Annotated in this window: 17 protein-coding genes; 10 read left to right on the top strand and 7 right to left on the bottom strand. The window is 64.3% G+C overall.

What is annotated here, in order from left to right; all coding sequences use genetic code 11:
• Positions 1–49: 49 nt before the first annotated feature.
• The 6 genes from aroE to mpl all read right to left on the bottom strand — a co-directional run bounded on the left by aroE (position 50) and on the right by mpl (position 6831).
• On the bottom strand, positions 50–913 hold the full coding sequence (gene aroE, locus ACQ3C8_RS12105) for a shikimate dehydrogenase (protein WP_428851707.1): 864 nt from the start codon (positions 911–913) through the stop codon (positions 50–52).
• 12 nt (positions 914–925) lie between these two features.
• Complete coding sequence (locus ACQ3C8_RS12110) at positions 926–1858, bottom strand: energy transducer TonB family protein (protein WP_428851708.1); 933 nt, start codon at positions 1856–1858, stop codon at positions 926–928.
• Positions 1859–1925: 67 nt separating this feature from the next.
• Positions 1926–4061: a ribonuclease catalytic domain-containing protein gene (locus tag ACQ3C8_RS12115; RefSeq protein WP_428851709.1), complete on the bottom strand. Its 2136-nt coding sequence runs from the start codon at positions 4059–4061 to the stop codon at positions 1926–1928.
• A gap of 219 nt (positions 4062–4280) precedes the next feature.
• Positions 4281–4874 (bottom strand): chorismate--pyruvate lyase family protein, encoded by a 594-nt coding sequence (locus tag ACQ3C8_RS12120; RefSeq protein WP_009523855.1) that lies wholly within the window; start codon positions 4872–4874, stop codon positions 4281–4283.
• The gene (locus ACQ3C8_RS12125) at positions 4871–5452 is read right to left on the bottom strand and encodes a YqiA/YcfP family alpha/beta fold hydrolase (protein ID WP_428851710.1); all 582 of its coding nucleotides are present in this window, start codon (positions 5450–5452) and stop codon (positions 4871–4873) included. Before ACQ3C8_RS12125 ends, ACQ3C8_RS12120 begins: the two co-directional genes overlap by 4 nt.
• 32 nt (positions 5453–5484) lie before the next feature.
• On the bottom strand, positions 5485–6831 hold the full coding sequence (gene mpl, locus ACQ3C8_RS12130) for a UDP-N-acetylmuramate:L-alanyl-gamma-D-glutamyl-meso-diaminopimelate ligase (RefSeq protein WP_428851711.1): 1347 nt from the start codon (positions 6829–6831) through the stop codon (positions 5485–5487).
• Between the two features lie 180 nt (positions 6832–7011).
• Here mpl and ACQ3C8_RS12135 point away from each other — a divergent pair, with 180 nt between their 5' ends.
• The 10 genes from ACQ3C8_RS12135 to ACQ3C8_RS12180 all read left to right on the top strand — a co-directional run bounded on the left by ACQ3C8_RS12135 (position 7012) and on the right by ACQ3C8_RS12180 (position 15154).
• Positions 7012–7725, top strand: a complete 714-nt coding sequence (locus tag ACQ3C8_RS12135) for a hypothetical protein (RefSeq protein ID WP_050981135.1) — start codon at positions 7012–7014, stop codon at positions 7723–7725.
• Positions 7726–7732: 7 nt separating this feature from the next.
• On the top strand, positions 7733–8275 hold the full coding sequence (locus tag ACQ3C8_RS12140) for a TlpA family protein disulfide reductase (protein WP_428851712.1): 543 nt from the start codon (positions 7733–7735) through the stop codon (positions 8273–8275).
• Positions 8276–8410: 135 nt separating this feature from the next.
• On the top strand, positions 8411–8866 hold the full coding sequence (gene aroQ, locus ACQ3C8_RS12145) for a type II 3-dehydroquinate dehydratase (RefSeq protein WP_009523860.1): 456 nt from the start codon (positions 8411–8413) through the stop codon (positions 8864–8866).
• Between the two features lie 69 nt (positions 8867–8935).
• A complete protein-coding gene (gene accB / locus ACQ3C8_RS12150) occupies positions 8936–9397 on the top strand; it encodes an acetyl-CoA carboxylase biotin carboxyl carrier protein (RefSeq protein ID WP_009523861.1) in 462 nt (153 codons plus the stop codon).
• 74 nt (positions 9398–9471) lie between these two features.
• Positions 9472–10839, top strand: a complete 1368-nt coding sequence (gene accC, locus ACQ3C8_RS12155) for an acetyl-CoA carboxylase biotin carboxylase subunit (RefSeq protein ID WP_009523862.1) — start codon at positions 9472–9474, stop codon at positions 10837–10839.
• A 5-nt stretch (positions 10840–10844) separates the two neighbouring features.
• Complete coding sequence (prmA, locus tag ACQ3C8_RS12160; protein ID WP_009523863.1) at positions 10845–11750, top strand: 50S ribosomal protein L11 methyltransferase; 906 nt, start codon at positions 10845–10847, stop codon at positions 11748–11750.
• An 89-nt stretch (positions 11751–11839) separates the two neighbouring features.
• The gene (locus ACQ3C8_RS12165; protein WP_428851713.1) at positions 11840–13132 is read left to right on the top strand and encodes a DUF3426 domain-containing protein; all 1293 of its coding nucleotides are present in this window, start codon (positions 11840–11842) and stop codon (positions 13130–13132) included.
• Between the two features lie 46 nt (positions 13133–13178).
• Positions 13179–13676, top strand: coding sequence for a thiol peroxidase (gene tpx, locus ACQ3C8_RS12170; RefSeq protein WP_009523865.1), 498 nt, complete (start codon positions 13179–13181; stop codon positions 13674–13676).
• A gap of 63 nt (positions 13677–13739) precedes the next feature.
• On the top strand, positions 13740–14675 hold the full coding sequence (locus ACQ3C8_RS12175; RefSeq protein WP_009523866.1) for a carbohydrate kinase family protein: 936 nt from the start codon (positions 13740–13742) through the stop codon (positions 14673–14675).
• Between the two features lie 11 nt (positions 14676–14686).
• Entirely contained in the window at positions 14687–15154 is a 468-nt protein-coding gene (locus ACQ3C8_RS12180; protein ID WP_009523867.1) for a membrane protein, read from the top strand.
• Positions 15155–15500: 346 nt separating this feature from the next.
• On the opposite strand, the gene ACQ3C8_RS12185 is transcribed toward ACQ3C8_RS12180, so the two are convergent.
• On the bottom strand, positions 15501–16079 hold the full coding sequence (locus ACQ3C8_RS12185; RefSeq protein WP_428851714.1) for a histone H1-like DNA-binding protein: 579 nt from the start codon (positions 16077–16079) through the stop codon (positions 15501–15503).
• Between the last annotated feature and the right edge of the window lie 1293 nt (positions 16080–17372).

The raw sequence follows: 17372 nt of genomic DNA on the forward strand, positions 1-17372 counted from the left end.
GAGAGCGTATCACGCTGCCGGGCACATCAATGATGCCCGGCACGTCTGCTTATTGCAGGCCACGTCGCAGGTCGGCCAGCACTGGCGCGGTATCTGGCCGCACGCCCCGCCAGATGGCAAACGCTTCGGCAGCCTGTTCGACCAGCATGCCCAGGCCATCCGCCGTGCGCGCGCCATGTGTGGCCGCGAAGCGCATGAAGACGGTGGGCTCGGCATCGTACATCATGTCGTAGGCCAGCGCGCCAGGGGCGATGCAGTCCGACGCCAGCGGCGGCACTTCGGACTGGAGACTGCCGGCCGTGGCGTTGACGATGACATCAAAGGGCGCATCGAACGGCGCCCCCTCGGCCGCCAGCTCGTCGTAGCCGCCGCCCCAGACCGCGCACGCCGGTGTGCCGGCCATGTCGCGGTACCCCTGCGCCAGGGCTTCTGCCTTGGAGCCGGTGCGATTCACAATGCCGAGCGCAGCGGGTTGCGCTTCGATCAGCGGTAGCAAGGCACCGCGCGCCGCACCGCCGGCGCCGAGCAGGAGAATGCGGCGGTCCTTGAGCGGCACGCCCAGGTTATGTTCGATGTCGCGCACCAGACCGATACCGTCGGTATTGTCCCCATGCCAACCCGCGGCGTCGCGCCACATGGTGTTGACAGCGCCGGCCAGCCGGGCGCGCGGTGTCAGCACGTCCGCCAGCGCATGGGCTTCGAGCTTGAAGGGGACGGTCACGTTGATGCCTTTGCCGCCATGCTCGAAAAATGCTGTCACGGTCGCGACGAAGCCGTCGAGCGGCGCGAGCAGCCGGTCGTACCGCAAGGCTTGCCCGGTCTGCGCAGCAAATGCGGCATGGATCAGGGGCGATTTGCTGTGGGCAATCGGATTACCAACGACGGCGTAGCGATCAGGAACGGGCTGTGACATAGGGACCTCGGTCTACCTGGGTTGCAGACGGGTTTCGAGACCGCTGCGGGAGAAGCGAAAGGTCGAGACGATCTCGAGGATATCGTAGCGTGCCGCCATCTCGCTGGTGAACCGGCCGAATGGTGCGGCGGCGCGCACGATGGCAACGGCCTGGCGGTCAAGCGCCGCATCGCCGGAGCTCTTGACGACTTCGATGCCTTCCGCGAGATAGCCATCGCGGCGATAGCCCAGTTGTCCGGCACTGTTGACGTTGATGACGACGATCAACTCACCGTACAGCGGATGGCCATCGCGCTGCGGAAACTGCTGCGTACCGCGCACCTCGACCTTGCGGCGCAGCGCATCGTAATACTGGGCATAGACAACTTCCTGCGTGCTGGCTGCCGTCAACTGATGGCGCTTCGGCCGCTTGCCGTAGTGCTCGAGGCTGCGGGCGATCTCGGCTTCGAGGCGGGCGATCTCATCAAGCGTGGTGCGCTCGTCGCTGCCACGCTCCGGGATGTCGGATGGCCGTGGCTGCGGCTGGGGGCGTTCTGCATAAACTGTTGCGGCAGTCGGCATGCGCTGCGTCAGCAGGCGTTGCTGCTCCTGCTCGAGCTGTTCGATCTGCCGCTGTACCTGGCGGACAGTATCGCCGGCCTGGTCCTGCGCCATTGCCGGCAGTGGCGTGGTGGCACGCTGCGTATCGAAGTCGCCGCCGCCGTTCAGGTTGGCCTGCGCGAGCGCGGTCGGCTTGCGGGGGGCCATGACCGACCGGGCATTCACCAGCACCACTTCAAGCGCCTGGTCCGCACGCCGGATGTCAAATGCCTCGGGCGCGGCAAAGCGCACGGCCAGCAGGGCGACATGTACGGCCAGCGACAGCGTCAGCGCCTTGGCCAGCGTGCTGCGGGTTGACCACCAGCGGCGCAAAGGCAGAGCGGACGAGGAGGCAGCGGCGTTCACAGGCGAGCGTTCACGGAGAAGGGCGAGAAACGGGAGAGATCGATTGTACGGCAGGCATGGGCAACCTCTACGCCGCAGGCGGCGCGGTGTCGTCTGCGCCACCGGATGCCGTGGGCGCGGCTTTCGATGCAGCTTCCGGCACATCTTCCGGGAAGGCGTCCGTCGCCACATCGGCCGTGCCGGAACGGGATTCGGGGGTCTCTGCCGGTGTCTCGATGTCCTCCGCCGCGAGCGGATCGCCTTCAGCCATTTCCTGCTCGAGCTCGTCGAGCGCCGCATTGTCGAGCGCCGCGGCATCCCCGCCGGCACACACTTCCAGCACGCGCACACTCAGGTCCAGGCCGATCTCGTCGCTGCCCATGATCTCCAGCATGACCTGCGTGCCGCGCCCGGCCTGCGCCAGCTCCGGCACGCGCGTGAGCAGTGGGATCTCGTCGAAGCGCACCATGCCTTCCTTGAGCACTGTCGCACTCATGCGCGTGCGGTTTTCCTGCTGGATCCAGCGCAGGCACCAGTACTTCTCCATGGTGGACTGGTGTTCTGCATAGGCGGCGTACGTCCCTTCGAAGTCGGCAACGGCGGCCAGGAGGTCGGCATCCTTGGGCTTGAACGGCGCGACCAGCTTGGCGGTGATGCCGTGTTCGGCCACGGCAAGGATCTGCCACTGGTTGACCAGGTCGACATAGCGGCGCAGCGGGGAGGTGCTCCAGGCGTATTGCGCCACGCCCAATCCCTCATGCGGCGCAGGATAGGTCTGCATGCGCGTGCGGTTGATGCCCCATGCCTTCTGCGCGCGATAGATGCCGGGCACGCCGGCATCGGCGAGCATGCGGCCCCACGTGCTGTTGGCCAGGATCATCAGCTCGGCGACGATCTTGTCGAGCGGGGAACCGCGCTTGCGCTGTTCGATGCGCACGCGTTGCGTGCCGTCTTCCTGGGTATCGAGATAGAAACTGTAGTCTGCGCGGCTCTGTGTTTCCGGCTTGAGTCCGCTGGCGATGCGTGCCTGCTGGCGGCCATCGTAGAGTGCGCAGGCGAAAGGCCAGAGAATCGCCAGTTCGTCGCGGAACGGGAACGTACCGGTGCCCGCCGCGAGTGCGGCCTCGGTGACATCATCGTCAAGCAGGTTGTGGCGCAGGTTGGCAGCCATCTGCACCTGCTCGGCACGGGTTTCGGCTGACAGCACTTGTTGCGTGGCGCGGTCGATCACCACATACAGCGATAGCGCCGGGCACAGACGACCTTCCTGCAGCGTGTAGCGGTCCACCACGGCATCGGGCAGCATGGTGATCTTGTCACCGGGGAAGTACACGGTAGAGAGCCGCTGGCGCGCTACCGCATCGAGGGCATCGCCGCGTGTGATCGCCAGGCCAGGCGCAGCGATGTGAATGCCGATGCGGACCGTGCCGTCAGCCAGCGGCTGCACGGAGAAGGCATCGTCGATCTCGGTAGTGGTGACATCGTCGATGGAGAATGCCGGCGTGTCGGCGACCGGCAGTCCGGCTGGGGGCGCAGGCACGGCCAGATCGGGAAAACCGGTGCCGCGAGGAAAACATTCGGAGAGGAAGCGTGCTTCATGCAAGGCACGTGCATTGGCAATACCGCCAACCGCGACCATCAGCCGCGTGGGCGACATCGCCAGCGCCGTACATGCGGCATCCAGCGCCTTGTATTCGAGGCTGTTCTTGTCGGGGCGGAACAGCAACTGCAGCTCCTTGCCGCGGAACGCCTCCGGCAGCTGCATGGCCTTGAGGGATTCTTCGTAGCCAGCCTGCACCATGGCCTGCTGCTTCTTGCGCTCGATGGCCGCAAGGCCGGCGCGCATCTGCTCTTCCGGCGCACGCGTAAAGCGGCCGCGCCCCTTGCGGCGAAAGTACACCGGTGCGCCCTGTAGTGCGATCATGAGTGCCGCCTGCTGGACGACGCCGGCACCGGCGCCAAAGTATTCGCTGGCCAGCTCGGCAAAGCCGAACTCCTCCTCCGGCGCGCACTCCCAGAGAAAGTCGAGGTCGACCTCGGCAGCCAGGCCGGTCGCGTCATTCAACAGTTGTGCGGCGCCAGGCTGCTCGAACTGCAGCAGCACATCGCGCGCCTTGATCTTGGTGCGCTTGCCGCCAGGCATTTCGGCCTGCCAGGTTTCGCCCTGCTGGCCAAGGACCGTCGCGGCCCGGATCTCTCCGCCTTCTTCAAACAACAACTGCATGGGATCACTTTTGCTGAGGCGCCTGCGGACCGGACATCAACCGGCTGTCGTACGGGAAATACGGTACGGAGCGTCGCTGGCAGGCGGACGCCGGGTCATGGGAACAGGCGGAAAACCGGGCGGTCTGCCTGCATCGATCAGACCCGCATCATACCGTACCCTGCCGCGTCACAGCGCCGCGCGGCATGGCGATGCGGCCCGTGACGCAATTCGGCAACGTCAGCCGAACTGAACCTGGTGCGGAGGACGCAAACGCGCCAGCGAGGGCAGGAATATTTCCGTGACCAGCATGGCGCCCTGGGCGCGCCGGAACACCGAGCGGCGCGCCAGCAGCGGCCGCTCCCGCGGCAACGCCGGCAGGGCCTGGAAGGCGCGTTGCATGAGGGGATGATGCGGCGCAAGGCGGGCAAACTCGAACGGCGTGCGCGCCACCTGCGGATCGATGAAAAGCGCGCTGCCGAGCGAGCGATGACCGAGGCCACGCAGGAATGGCCAGTCCTGCCGCATGCGCTCGGGCCGCGCGACGGTGTGGGCGAACACCACCGGTTCGTCATCGCATAGCAGAATGACTTCACGCGTGACGACAGGTCGCTGCCAGCGCATGCCAAGCCGCCGCCACTCATCGGCCAGCGGCGGCATCGGCTGCTGTGACAGGAGCTGCACGCGGAATGTGCCGCTGGCGCTGATCAGGCGTTGCGTGAGCGAACCAGCTCCCGTGATCCAGCGCCGGATATCCAGGGAAATCTCAGGGTCATGCGGAAAATCGAAACGCCAGCGGCTCTGGCGAAAGGTCCGGCTTTCGAATGCTGTCACTGCCCTATCCCGCAAAACGTCAGGACTTCATCGACATAGTCGGCAAACTCGCTGATGCCATGATCGCTGCCTTGCAGCAGGCGTACCTGCGCACCCGCGTAGTGCGCGAGCATCTCACGGTAGTCGAGCACTTCGTCCCCGGTAGCGGCCAGCAGGTAATAGCGTTCCGGATGCGTGATGCGCGGCACGGCCAGCGCACGCAGCTCATCCATGTGCGCCGGCTCCACGCGGACGGTGCCGCCGCCGTGCCACAACGGCTGCTCGCCAAGATACCTGGCGAGGTCACGGTACGGCTGCGTAGCCGGATTGAGTACCGCCGCGCGGCAGCCATACCGCTCCGCAAGCCAGGTGGCATAGAAACCGCCAAGCGAGGAACCGACGATGGCGAGCGTCTCGTCACCGCGTGCACGGGCTGCTGCAATGGCCGCTTCGGCCTGGGCGATCGCCGCCTGCGGCGCAACGTTCAGCTCGGGGCAGACATAGTCATCGGCACGCCCGAGTGCCTGCATGCGCTCGGCCACGATGCGCGCCTTGGTGGACTGGGGAGAGGAACGAAAACCGTGGAGATAAAGAAGCATGACTCAATCGCACTCGATCACAGCGCGCACGCTCACCGTGCCGCCAGCGCGTCGAGCAGTTTCTGGTGGATCCCGCCGAATCCGCCGTTGCTCATGACGAGAATCTGGTCGCCAGGACGCGCCTCGCGGATGACCGCGGCGACCAGCGCGTCGAGATCGGTGAATGCCTCGGCCCGGTCGCCAAGCGGCGCCAGCGCGGCACCGAGATCCCAGCCGCCGGGCGCGCCGAAGCCATACACGCGATCGGCCAGTTCCAGGCTGCCAGGCAGCTGGCTTTTCATGACGCCGAGCTTCATGGTGTTGGAACGCGGCTCGAGCACCGCCAGGATACGGGCCGCGCCGACACGCTTGCGCAAGCCGTCGAGGGTGGTGTGGATCGCGGTGGGATGATGCGCGAAATCGTCATAGACGGTGATGCCCTTGACCGTACCACGCACTTCCATACGCCGCTTGACGTTCCGGAAGCCGGCCATCGCCTCGATCGCAACGGCTGGTGGCACGCCCACATGGCGCGCGGCAGCGATCGCGGCCAGGGCATTGAGCTGGTTGTGCACGCCCTGCACCTGCCAACGCACGCGGCCTTGTGGCTGGTCATCGAGCAGGACATCGAAACTGTCGTCCGCGCCCACGTTGGCAGCCATCCAGTCGCCCGCGCCGAACTGCTCGATACTGCTCCAGCAGCCGCGCTCGAGCACGCGCGCGAGATTGGTATCGAGGCCGTTGACGATCAGGCGGCCCTGCCCTGGCACGGTGCGGATTAGGTGGTGGAACTGGGTTTCGATGGCCGCGAGATCCGGGAAGATATCGGCGTGATCGAACTCGAGATTGTTCAGGATGGCCGTGCGCGGGCGGTAGTGGACGAACTTGCTGCGCTTGTCGAAGAAGGCGGTGTCGTACTCGTCGGCCTCGATCACGAAGAAATCGCTGTCAGTCAGGCGGGCAGAAATGCCGAAATTGTTGGGCACGCCACCCACGAGAAACCCGGGGTTGTAGCCAGCATGCTCGAGAATCCACGCCAGCATCGAGGTCGTGGTGGTCTTGCCGTGCGTACCGGCGACGGCCAGCACCCACTTGTGGCGCAGCACATTCTCACCGAGCCACTGCGGACCGGAGACATACGGCAGGTTGCGGTCGAGGATCGCCTCCATGAGCGGATTGCCGCGCGTCACCACGTTGCCGATCACATAGAGATCAGGCTTGAGGTCGATCTGGGCCGGGTCGTAGCCTTCGATCAGCTCGATTCCCTGCTCCTCCAGTTGCGTGCTCATCGGCGGATAGACATTCGCGTCGCACCCTGTCACGCGGTGGCCCGCCTGGCGGGCAATCACCGCGATACCGCCCATGAAGGTACCGCAGATACCGAGAATATGAATGTGCATGGCTGACCGGCGCAACAGAGAACAGGTAGAGCGCCGATTGTACCCGACCTGTACGCGGCCTCCGCCGTGGCGCCGACCCGCCCCCATGGCGGACCATCCGCATGCAGGACCTCGTTCTCCGCCATGAGGACATCACTTGGCCGCCAGAGCCGGCACGGCGACTCCGGTATCATGGACGGCATGTCCAGACATCAACCGACCGACCCGCTACGCCTGCGGGACGAAATCGCCCTCAGCGCCGCCCGCATGATCGCCGAGGACGGGGCCGACTACGCCACGGCCAAGCGCAAGGCCGCCCGCCAGATTCTCGGCGACACCCGCGTGGCAGGCGAATGGATGCCGGACAACGAAACCATCGAAGCCAGCGTGCGCGAATACCAGGCACTGTTCCAGGGTGAGCGGCAACCCCGCATCCTGCGCCTGCTGCGCCGCCTCGCGGCGCTTGCCATGGAAGAGCTAGCGCCATTCCGGCCCTATCTGGCGGGTGCGGTGCTCAATGGCACCGCCAGCCAGCACTCCGATATCCACCTGCAGGCCTTCTGCGACAGCCCAAAGGACGTCGCGGTGTACCTGTTGAATGCCGGCATCGATTTCGATACCGTCGAAACCCCGCACCTGAGCGGCCGCGGCGAAGTCGAGACGCTCAGCTTCCTGTGGCGCGGCCAGTGGCCGCAAATGCGCGAGACGCGTACCCTTGCCGAGGAGATTCGCGCGGAACTTGGCAGCCCGGTGGGAATCCATATTGCGCTGTACGACGCGGACGATATCCGCCGCCTCCGCCGCCTGGATGCCAGCGGCCGACCGAACCGCGCCACGCGCGACGATGTGCTCGCGCTGCTGGACGAAGGCCCTGAGGCGCCAGAGCCACCTGTTTCCACTGATTCATCTGTTTGAGGTCCCCATGGCGGTGCAACGCCCGTTTTTACGCACACCCGGTTTCTGGGTGATTGTTCTTGCTGCCCTCATCGCTGGCGCAGCCGGCATCTATGCCGCTTCGTCGCGATACAGCCCCGCCCCGGCCGCCGACGGCGTGGTCGAGCAGTTCTTCCGCACGGCCTTGCCGGACGCGGCAGGCAAACCCGTCGACATGGGGGCGTTCCGCCAGCAAACCGTGGTCATCAATTTCTGGGCACCATGGTGTGCCCCGTGCGTCGAAGAAATGCCGGAGCTGACGGCGCTGGCTGACGAAGTACGCAGCAGAAACATTCATTTCGTAGGAATCGGCATCGATTCCGCCACAAACATCCGCGATTTCTCCGCCAAAGTGCCTGTTTCGTATCCCCTGGCTGTGGCCGGTTTCAGTGGGACGGAACTGGCCCGTGCTTTTGGAAATACCGTCGGGGCGCTGCCTTTTACCGTCATTGTGACGCCAGAAGGCAACATTTCGTACCGCAAGACCGGGCAGGTGACCCAGGCGGAACTGAAAACCGCCCTGGGAATATGAATGCCAAGTGAGCGCCGCAATCGTCACACCCGGCCCATCCGGGAGAGGATTCACGCGAACAGGCAAACGCCGCGCTAGACAAGTCCGTCTAAACTGCGGTAAATTTCGCGCAATTTCGTTGATCTGAACGACCACGTGACTTCCAAGATTTCCTGCAACATCCTGGTGCTGCACGGACCCAACCTGAATCTGCTCGGGACACGCGAGCCGGAAACATATGGGTCGACCACGCTTGCGGAAATCGATCGCACCCTGGTGGCGCAAGCCACGGCAGCCGGCGCGCAGTGCCAGACCTTCCAGTCGAACCACGAAGGGGCGCTGGTGGACCGCATCCAGGCGGCGCGCCAGGAAGGCGTGAACTTCATCATCATCAATCCCGCGGCGTACACCCACACCAGTGTGGCCATCCGCGACGCGCTGGCAGCGGTGGACATTCCGTTCATCGAGGTGCACTTGTCCAATGTGCACGCGCGGGAACCTTTCCGCCACAAGTCTTATCTTTCTGCACTGGCAGTCGGAGTGATTTGCGGGCTGGGCGCACGCGGCTATCAGCTGGCGCTCGAATACGGACTCAGTACGGCATCCGGTTGATCCCGTACCCAATTTGCATGTCCGCGGCCGGATGGCCGGCGGGCAACCCATCATTCAGGAGGTAGTGCCATGGATTTGCGTAAGCTCAAGACGCTGATCGATCTCGTCGCGGAATCGGGAATTTCCGAACTCGAGGTCACCGAGGGCGAAGGCAAGGTCCGCATCGTCAAGGCGCCGCCGCAGATCATCGCCGCGCCGGTGACTGCACCGGTCGCCGCCCCGGTCACGATGGCCGCTCCCGCGGCTGCCGCACCGGCTGCCGCGCCGGCAGTGGAAGTCACGCCGGCTGCGCCGTCGGGTCACACCGTGAATTCGCCCATGGTGGGCACGTTCTATCGTGCGCCGTCGCCGGGCGCGGCCCCGTTCGTGAGCGTTGGCGATACCGTAAAGGAAGGCCAGACCATCTGCATCATCGAAGCGATGAAGCTGCTCAACGAAATCGAAGCCGACAAGTCCGGCGTGGTCAAGGAAATCCTGGCGGAAAACGGCGATGCTGTCGAATACGGCCAGCCGCTGATCGTCATTGGCTAAAGGCCCACGGCCTCTGCCCCGCGCCGGCGCATGGGCCGCCGGCCACCCTGCCCCTCTCCGCAGCGAGATATTTCATGTTTGACAAGATTCTGATTGCGAATCGCGGCGAAATCGCCCTTCGCATCCAGCGCGCGTGCCGCGAACTGGGCATCAAGACCGTGGTGGTGTTCTCCGAAGCAGACCGCGACGCCAAGTACGTCAAGCTGGCGGACGAAGCCGTGTGCATCGGCCCGGCTCCTTCGCCGCAAAGCTACCTGAACATGCCGGCCATCATCTCGGCGGCCGAAGTCACGGATGCCCAGGCCATCCACCCGGGCTATGGCTTCCTGTCCGAGAACGCTGACTTCGCCGAGCGCGTGGAGCAGTCCGGCTTCACCTTTATCGGCCCGACCGCCGAGTGCATCCGCATGATGGGTGACAAGGTGTCGGCCAAACAGGCCATGATCCGCTCCGGGGTGCCATGCGTACCGGGCTCGGAAGGCGCGCTGCCGGAAGATCCGAAGGAAATCCTGGCGACCGCACGGCGCATTGGCTATCCCGTGATCATCAAGGCCGCCGGCGGCGGTGGCGGACGCGGCATGCGCGTGGTGCATACCGAAGCCGCACTGCTGAACGCCGTCAATATGACGCGTGAAGAAGCCGGGCTCGCCTTTGGCAACCCCGAGGTCTACATGGAGAAGTTCCTGGAGAATCCGCGCCACGTGGAAATCCAGGTCCTCGCCGACACTTACAAGAATGCCATCTGGCTCGGCGAGCGTGACTGCTCGATGCAGCGCCGGCACCAGAAGGTGATCGAGGAAGCGCCCGCGCCGCACATTCCGCGCCGCCTGCTGGACCGCATCGGCGACCGCTGCGCGGAAGCATGCAAGAAGATCGGCTACCGTGGCGCCGGCACGTTCGAGTTCCTCTACGAGAACAACGAGTTCTACTTCATCGAGATGAATACGCGCGTGCAGGTTGAACATCCGGTGACCGAGATGATCACTGGCATCGACATCGTGCAGGAACAGATCCGCGTTGCGTTCGGCGAGAAGCTGCGCTTCCGCCAGAAAGACGTGCAGCTCAAGGGCCACGCCATCGAGTGCCGCATCAACGCAGAAGATCCGTTCAAGTTCACGCCGTCGCCGGGCCGCATCACCAGCTGGCATCCGCCGGGTGGTCCCGGCATTCGTGTCGATTCGCACGCCTATAGCGGCTACTTCGTGCCTCCGACCTACGACTCGATGATCGGCAAGATCATCAGTTACGGCGCGACCCGTGAACAGGCCATTGCCCGCATGCGCATCGCGCTGTCGGAAATGGTCGTGGAAGGCATCCAGACCAATATTCCGCTGCACCGTGAACTGATGCTCGACGCCAACTTCGTCGAAGGCGGGACCAACATCCATTATCTGGAGCACCGCCTGGCCCAGAAGCAAGTTGCCAAGGGCGGCAAGGCCTGAGCACGATGAGCTATCGGGAATGCGTCGTCGAAGTCGCGGAGGATCAGGCCGAGGCCCTGTCTGACGCGCTCTTCGAGCTGGGTGCGCTGTCTGTCTCGGTGGAAGATGCCGATGCCGACACACCGGACGAGCAGCCGCTATTCGGCGAACCCGGGCACGAACCCGACCGCCTTGCCTGGAACCGCTCGCGTGTGGTTGCTCTCGTCGCCGACGATACCGATCCGCACGCCATGCTGCAGGCCGCCGTGGATGCGCTTGGCTGGCCGGCCGTACCGGACTGCCTCGTGCGTACGCTCGAGGATCAGGACTGGGTTCGCCTGACACAGTCGCAATTCGACCCGATTCCCATCGGCGAGCGCATCTGGGTGGTACCGTCCTGGCACGATGCCCCGGATCCCGACGCTGTGATTCTCGAACTCGATCCCGGCCTGGCCTTCGGTACCGGCAGCCACCCGACCACGCGCCTGTGCATGGAGTGGCTCGAGCAGCATCTGCAGCCGGGCGAAACGGTGCTCGACTACGGCTGCGGCTCCGGCATCCTCGCCATCGTGGCGCGCAAGCTCGGCGCTGGCGACACGCTCGGTATCGACATCGATCCGCATGCCGTGGAGGCCTCGCAGTACAACTGCGAACGCAATCGCGTCACGGCGGATTTCTGCCTGCCGGATGATGCGCACCGTCGCTGGCCGGACCGCACGTTCGACCTGGTCATCGCCAACATTCTCTCGAACCCGCTCAAGGTCATGGCCGCGATGCTGAGCGGCCGCGTGCGCCCGGGTGGACGTCTCGTCCTGTCCGGCGTGCTCGAGCGCCAATGGGAGGAAGTCGCGGCAGCCTATGCGCCCTGGCTGGCGATGACGGTCTGGCGCAGCCATGAGGGCTGGGTGTGCCTGCATGGTACGCGCGCCTGAAATACCCTTTCGGCGCAATACGGCACAACACCCACCGCAGCCCCGGACGGCTGGCTTAGAATAAGCGGTCCATCTTCCCTGTTCCGTCCATGGCACAACCGCCCCGTCTCGCTGCGCGCTGCCCTGTCTGCCACACGACCTTTCGCGTCGCTGCCGACCAGCTCAAGCTGCGTGGCGGGCTGGTCCGCTGCGGCAAGTGCGATACAGTCTTCGACGGACGCGACCACCTGCTCACACTGCCGACCGCGGCATCCGATGCTTCAGCCGATACGCCGGCCCGGCCGAATGCCGATGATCCGGCAGCAACGGACACAACAGCAATCGCTGCCGGCTCCTACATCGATCGACCCAGGGGTCCGGATGATGCCTTGGCGCAACCCGAGCGCCGGAGCAATGGTGACGCCACAACCATGCATGCCGGCACCTCAGCCGCTGACCATGCAGGGACATCGACGACACCTGCGACCGGGTCGGCGGACGGCAGCGCAGTCAGTCATGACCTAGAGCCCCTGGCCGATGCACCTGACGATGCATCCGCGGTGCCCGCTATCGCCCGCCTGCTGATCGCGAAGGAAACAGGGGCGGCGTCCGAGTCCGAGTCCGAGTCCGAGTCCGAGTCCGAGTCCGAGTCCGAGTCCGAGTCCGAGTCCGTAGCAGAGGCTGACATCGCAGCCCCGGATGACTTCGACACAGCATCTCCCGAGGCGACTCCCGCCACAGATCAGACAATCGACTCGGCGAGCGACAGGACACGTCGCCCCATGCGTTATCGGCCAGCACCGCTTGGTGCGCATCGCTGGGTATTCCACACCGAGCCCTGCGCCCTGTCTGCAGCGACACCGTCGCAACCGCTCCCTGATTTCGTGCGCGACGCCGAAGACCGTGCGCGCGCTGCGCAAGCGCCCACGCGCTGGCTCTGGCGCGGCCTGTTCGTCGTGCTCGCCCTGGCCGCTCTCGCGCAGGCGGTCTACTGGTGGCGCGGCCCACTGGCCGCAGCGTATCCCGCCTTGCGTCCGCTGCTGCTCCGCGCCTGTGCGACGGTGCAGTGCACCGTCCCGCCGGTGCGGCATCTGGACCGCCTGGCAATCGACGGGACACAGCTGCAGAAACCGGATGACACGCACGATCACTACCTGCTCAGCCTGAACCTACGCAGCCGCAGCCAGGCGCATGTCGCACTGCCAGCGCTCGAACTGGTGCTGACCGACCTGGACGACCGCATCATCGCGCGGCGCGTGCTGTTACCCGCAGAATATCTGCCGCCATCCGAACGTGCGTTGCTGCAGGCGGGCCTGGCGCCGGACAGCGAACTGGCGCTTAGGGTACGATTCCAGTCTCGGCAAGCTGCGGTCAACTACCGCGTACTCATGTTTTATCCCTGACCATGGCGTCAGGCATTCCAACCTACCGATACAGTGAGGATTCGCAATGGCACAAGTCACTCTTGGCGGCAACCCGATCGACGTCGCCGGCCAGTTTCCGGCCGTGGGCAGCACCGCGCCCGCTTTCACCCTGGTGTCCAAGGATCTCAAGGACGTCACGCTCGCTGACTTCGCTGGCAAGCGCAAGATCCTGAACATCGTACCGAGCCTCGATACCCCGGTGTGCCAGGCATCGGCACGCAAGTTCAATGAGGCGGCAGGCGCGCTCGCCAACACCGTGCTGCTGACCATCTCGTCCGACCTGCCGTTTGCCATGAGCCGCTTCTGTTCGACGGAAGGCCTCGATCATGTGGTGACCCTGTCGACCATGCGCGGCGACTTCAAGCGCCCGTATGGCGTGGACATCGTCAGCGGTCCGCTGGCCGGTGTGACGGCGCGCGCCGTGTTGGTGCTGGACGAGAACAATGTCGTCAAGCACGCGCAACTGGTCCCTGAAATCAAGCAGGAACCCGACTACGACGCCGCACTCGCCGCGCTCAAATAAAACCGCTTCCCCCACGGACGGCATCCGCCGTCCGCAGAATTTTTCCCCTTTTCCGGAGACCATATGGCCAGCCTGATCTGCGGCTCGATCGCCTACGACACCATCATGACGTACGAAGGCCGCTTTCGTGACCATATCCTGCCCGAGCAGATCCACATCCTGAATGTGTCCTTTCTCGTGCCGCAAATGCGGCGCGAATTCGGCGGATGCGCCGGGAACATTGCCTACACGCTGAAGATGCTCGGCGGCGAGCCGATCATCCTCGCCACCGTGGGCGCGGACGCCGATCCCTATCTGGCCCACCTGCAACAACTGGGCATCACCACCGAACACGTACGCGTGCTGCCCGAGCATTTCACCGCGCAGGCGATGATCACCACGGATCTCGACAACAACCAGATCACGGCCTTCCATCCCGGCGCAATGACCTATTCGTCACTGAACCGCGCCGAACAGGCCAGCGGTTTCTCGCTCGGCATCGTCGCGCCAGATGGCCGCGACGGCATGCTCGAACATGCGCGCCAGTTTGCCGACCTTGGCGTGCCGTTCATCTTCGATCCGGGCCAGGGCATGCCGATGTTCGACGGCGCCGACCTCCGCCAGTTCGTTGAACTCGCCAACTATGTGGCAGTCAACGACTATGAGGGTCGCATGCTGACCGAACGCACTGGCCTGTCGCTCGAACAGATCGCCAGCCAGGTGGAAGCACTGATCGTCACGCTGGGTGAACACGGTGCGGAAATCTACGCTGGCGGCCAGTGCTACCGCATTCCGTCGGTCAAGCCGGCAGCGGTGGTCGACCCGACCGGCTGCGGCGACGCCTTCCGCGGCGGCCTACTGTATGGCATCGAGCGCGGGTTCGATTGGGAAACCACCGGCCGCCTGGCCAGCCTGATGGGATCGCTTAAAATCGCCAAGCAGGGCCCGCAAAACCATGCCATCGGCCGCGAGGCCATCCACGAACAGTTCACCGCCGCGTTCGGATATCGCTACGAGTAAGGAGCCGCATCATGCGCCAGATTTCCCGTTCCCTGATTGCCAGCATCATGCTTGGCACCGCTGTCCTTGCAGGCTGCGCCACCGGCAGCAGCTCCGGCAGCGTGTACTCCCGCGGCCAGGCCCAACGTGAACAGGTGGTGCGCATGGCAACTGTCGAGACGGTGCGCGAAGTCACGCTCGATGGCGGACAATCGGGCGTCGGGGTGCTGGCGGGTGGCGCGCTTGGCGGCATCGCGGCCGGACGCAATATCGGCAGCGGCACGGGCTCGCTGGTGGCGGGGATCATCGGCGCGGTAGCGGGCGGACTTGCCGGACAGGCCGTGGAAGGCCACGTCAGCAAGCAGCGCGCCCTGGAGATCACGGTACGGCTCGACAATGGCGAGCTGCGGGCCATCACGCAGGAAGCCGACGAGATCTTCCGCCCCGGCGAACGCGTGCGGCTGCTTTCCTCGGGGGGCGTGACACGCGTCACGCGCTGACCGTCGAAGTCGCTTCGGTCGTACCAAGGCTGCCTGCGGGCAGCCTTTTTCATTGCCGGACGACAGAGGTGCCGAGGGCCAGCCTCTGCCAAAGAGCGCGGCAGACTGTGCAACGGCAAGCATGGGGACATCCCGGCCCCGAAATCATTGCCCGCACCCACTCGCTGCGAAAGCCCGCCTGCCTCATCTGCGGGCAAGAAAAAACCCGCCAAGGCAATGCCTGTGGCGGGTGGGTGCAAGACCATCGTCTTGCGGATCCAATACCGTGTATCGGATCACTCTGGCATGACAAGCATGCCGTGCAGATCCCGCGGGATCATGATGCTCGGCCGGATGGCGCGCCCAATTACGGGCGGCTGCCGGTCGGGAACGGCCATGCAGCAGCCGGGTTCAGCACGGTCTTCGCGGGTGCTGCGTTCACTGCGCCAGCAGCAGGCTTGGCAGGGGCAGGCTTTTTGGCGGCGGCTTTCTTGGCAGCAGGCTTTTTCGCCGCAGCCTTTTTGGCAGCCGGCTTCTTGGCGGCAGCTTTCTTGGCAGCGGGCTTCTTGGCCGCTACTTTCTTCGCTGCAGCTTTCTTGGCCGGGGCCTTCTTGGCCGCTACCTTCTTCGCTGCGACTTTCTTGGCCGGGGCCTTCTTGGCCGCTACCTTCTTCGCTGCGACTTTCTTGGCCGGGGCCTTCTTGGCCGCTACCTTCTTCGCTGCGACTTTCTTGGCCGGGGCCTTCTTGGCCGCTACCTTCTTCGCTGCGACTTTCTTGGCCGGGGCCTTCTTGGCCCCTACCTTCTTCGCTGCAACTTTCTTGGCCGGGGCTTTCTTCGCCACAACCTTCTTCGCGGCTACTTTCTTGGCCGGGGCCTTCTTAGCAGCAGCTTTCTTCGCCGGAGCGGCTTTCTTGGCTGCGGTTTTCTTAGCAGTCGTTGCCATGGAAAACTCCTTCACTGAGATTGAGAATCGAACTACGTGAGTCAAGCAACCCGACCGGCCCGTGAAACCCTACACAGCCGAGCGAGCGATTCATCGGCGCGCGGACGGAAGACCGACGCACGCTAATGAATTCGGTGGAAAGCGTCCGCATGCCGGCGGCAACGCCGGGAACGGAACGCAGCAACGTTCTTGCCTGCAGACGGCAGCGAGCGCGGCCTGCAGCGTGGATTCGGTTCACGGATCTCATGGCGCCCGGCATGTGGCCGGCAGTCACGCCCATGGATGTGAAGAAGGCTTGCGCCAGAAATTTTTGAGGGAAGACCGCCCGTTCCTGTCTCGTGCGACAGGAGTACATGCGCAAATTGAAAAGCCTGCAAGGCTCATGGTGCGTCAAGGTGGTTCGGCTCCTCAGCTTACCGGCTGTCGGTCATCGATATCGGTGAGCAATCCGTTTTTTCTTGCGCTTCGATGTCCATGCATCGAAGCCGGATCGTTGTCAAGGCGAATCATAATTCTTTTGTTTATCCATGTTAAGACATTTGTGCAAAAACGCAGGGTTGTTTTGGTGACAGATTGCGCGACATCTGTGCTCACGCATTCGAAACGTATCGACGAAGCATGTTCACCAGGTGTCGATCGTCATCACGCACGCAAAGAAACCGCCGTCGTTCGACGTTCGAAACCGGCATCGCGAGCGTCGTCGCGTTGCATTTTTTTTCGTGCGCGACACCCTCCGAAAAGTGGGTGTAACGGTATCCGAGCACGCACCGCGATACGTGTCGCGATATCGTCGCGAACGCTTTCCGCCGCCATGGTTTTTTTTGACGCGTTTGGCAAAGCGCCATTTGATGCGGGTCTCACGCCGAAGCTCATCCATGCCTTGCAATACACGCCGCCTTACGCGAGGTCATCGTCTTGCCTCCAACGGCCGCGCCCGCACTTTTCCGGGCAGCCGTTTCGACGCAGCCGAACGGTCACGTCAACGGGATGTGCGTGTGCATCGCGGGAACGCTTGAGCGACCGCAACACACTCATTCTTCTTGAATCGATGCATACCGCCGACGGCGCGAAATTCACGATCGCAAAACCGTTGTGTAGACACGACGGTTGTGTTGCAAATTTTCACAGCGACAGCGTCGTGGCTCTCCGAAACAGCATGTGTCCATCATCAAAAATCGCGGCGCACGTTTCGATTCGAGATCCGTCCCGGGGTCATGCACAGACACGTGGATACATCCACGGACGTCCACCGGAAATCGCGCGGCGCATGTCCTCCATCGAACCGCCCGCGTG

This window comes from Imbroritus primus (assembly GCF_964332355.1).
Classification (GTDB): Bacteria; Pseudomonadota; Gammaproteobacteria; order Burkholderiales; family Burkholderiaceae; genus Imbroritus; species Imbroritus primus.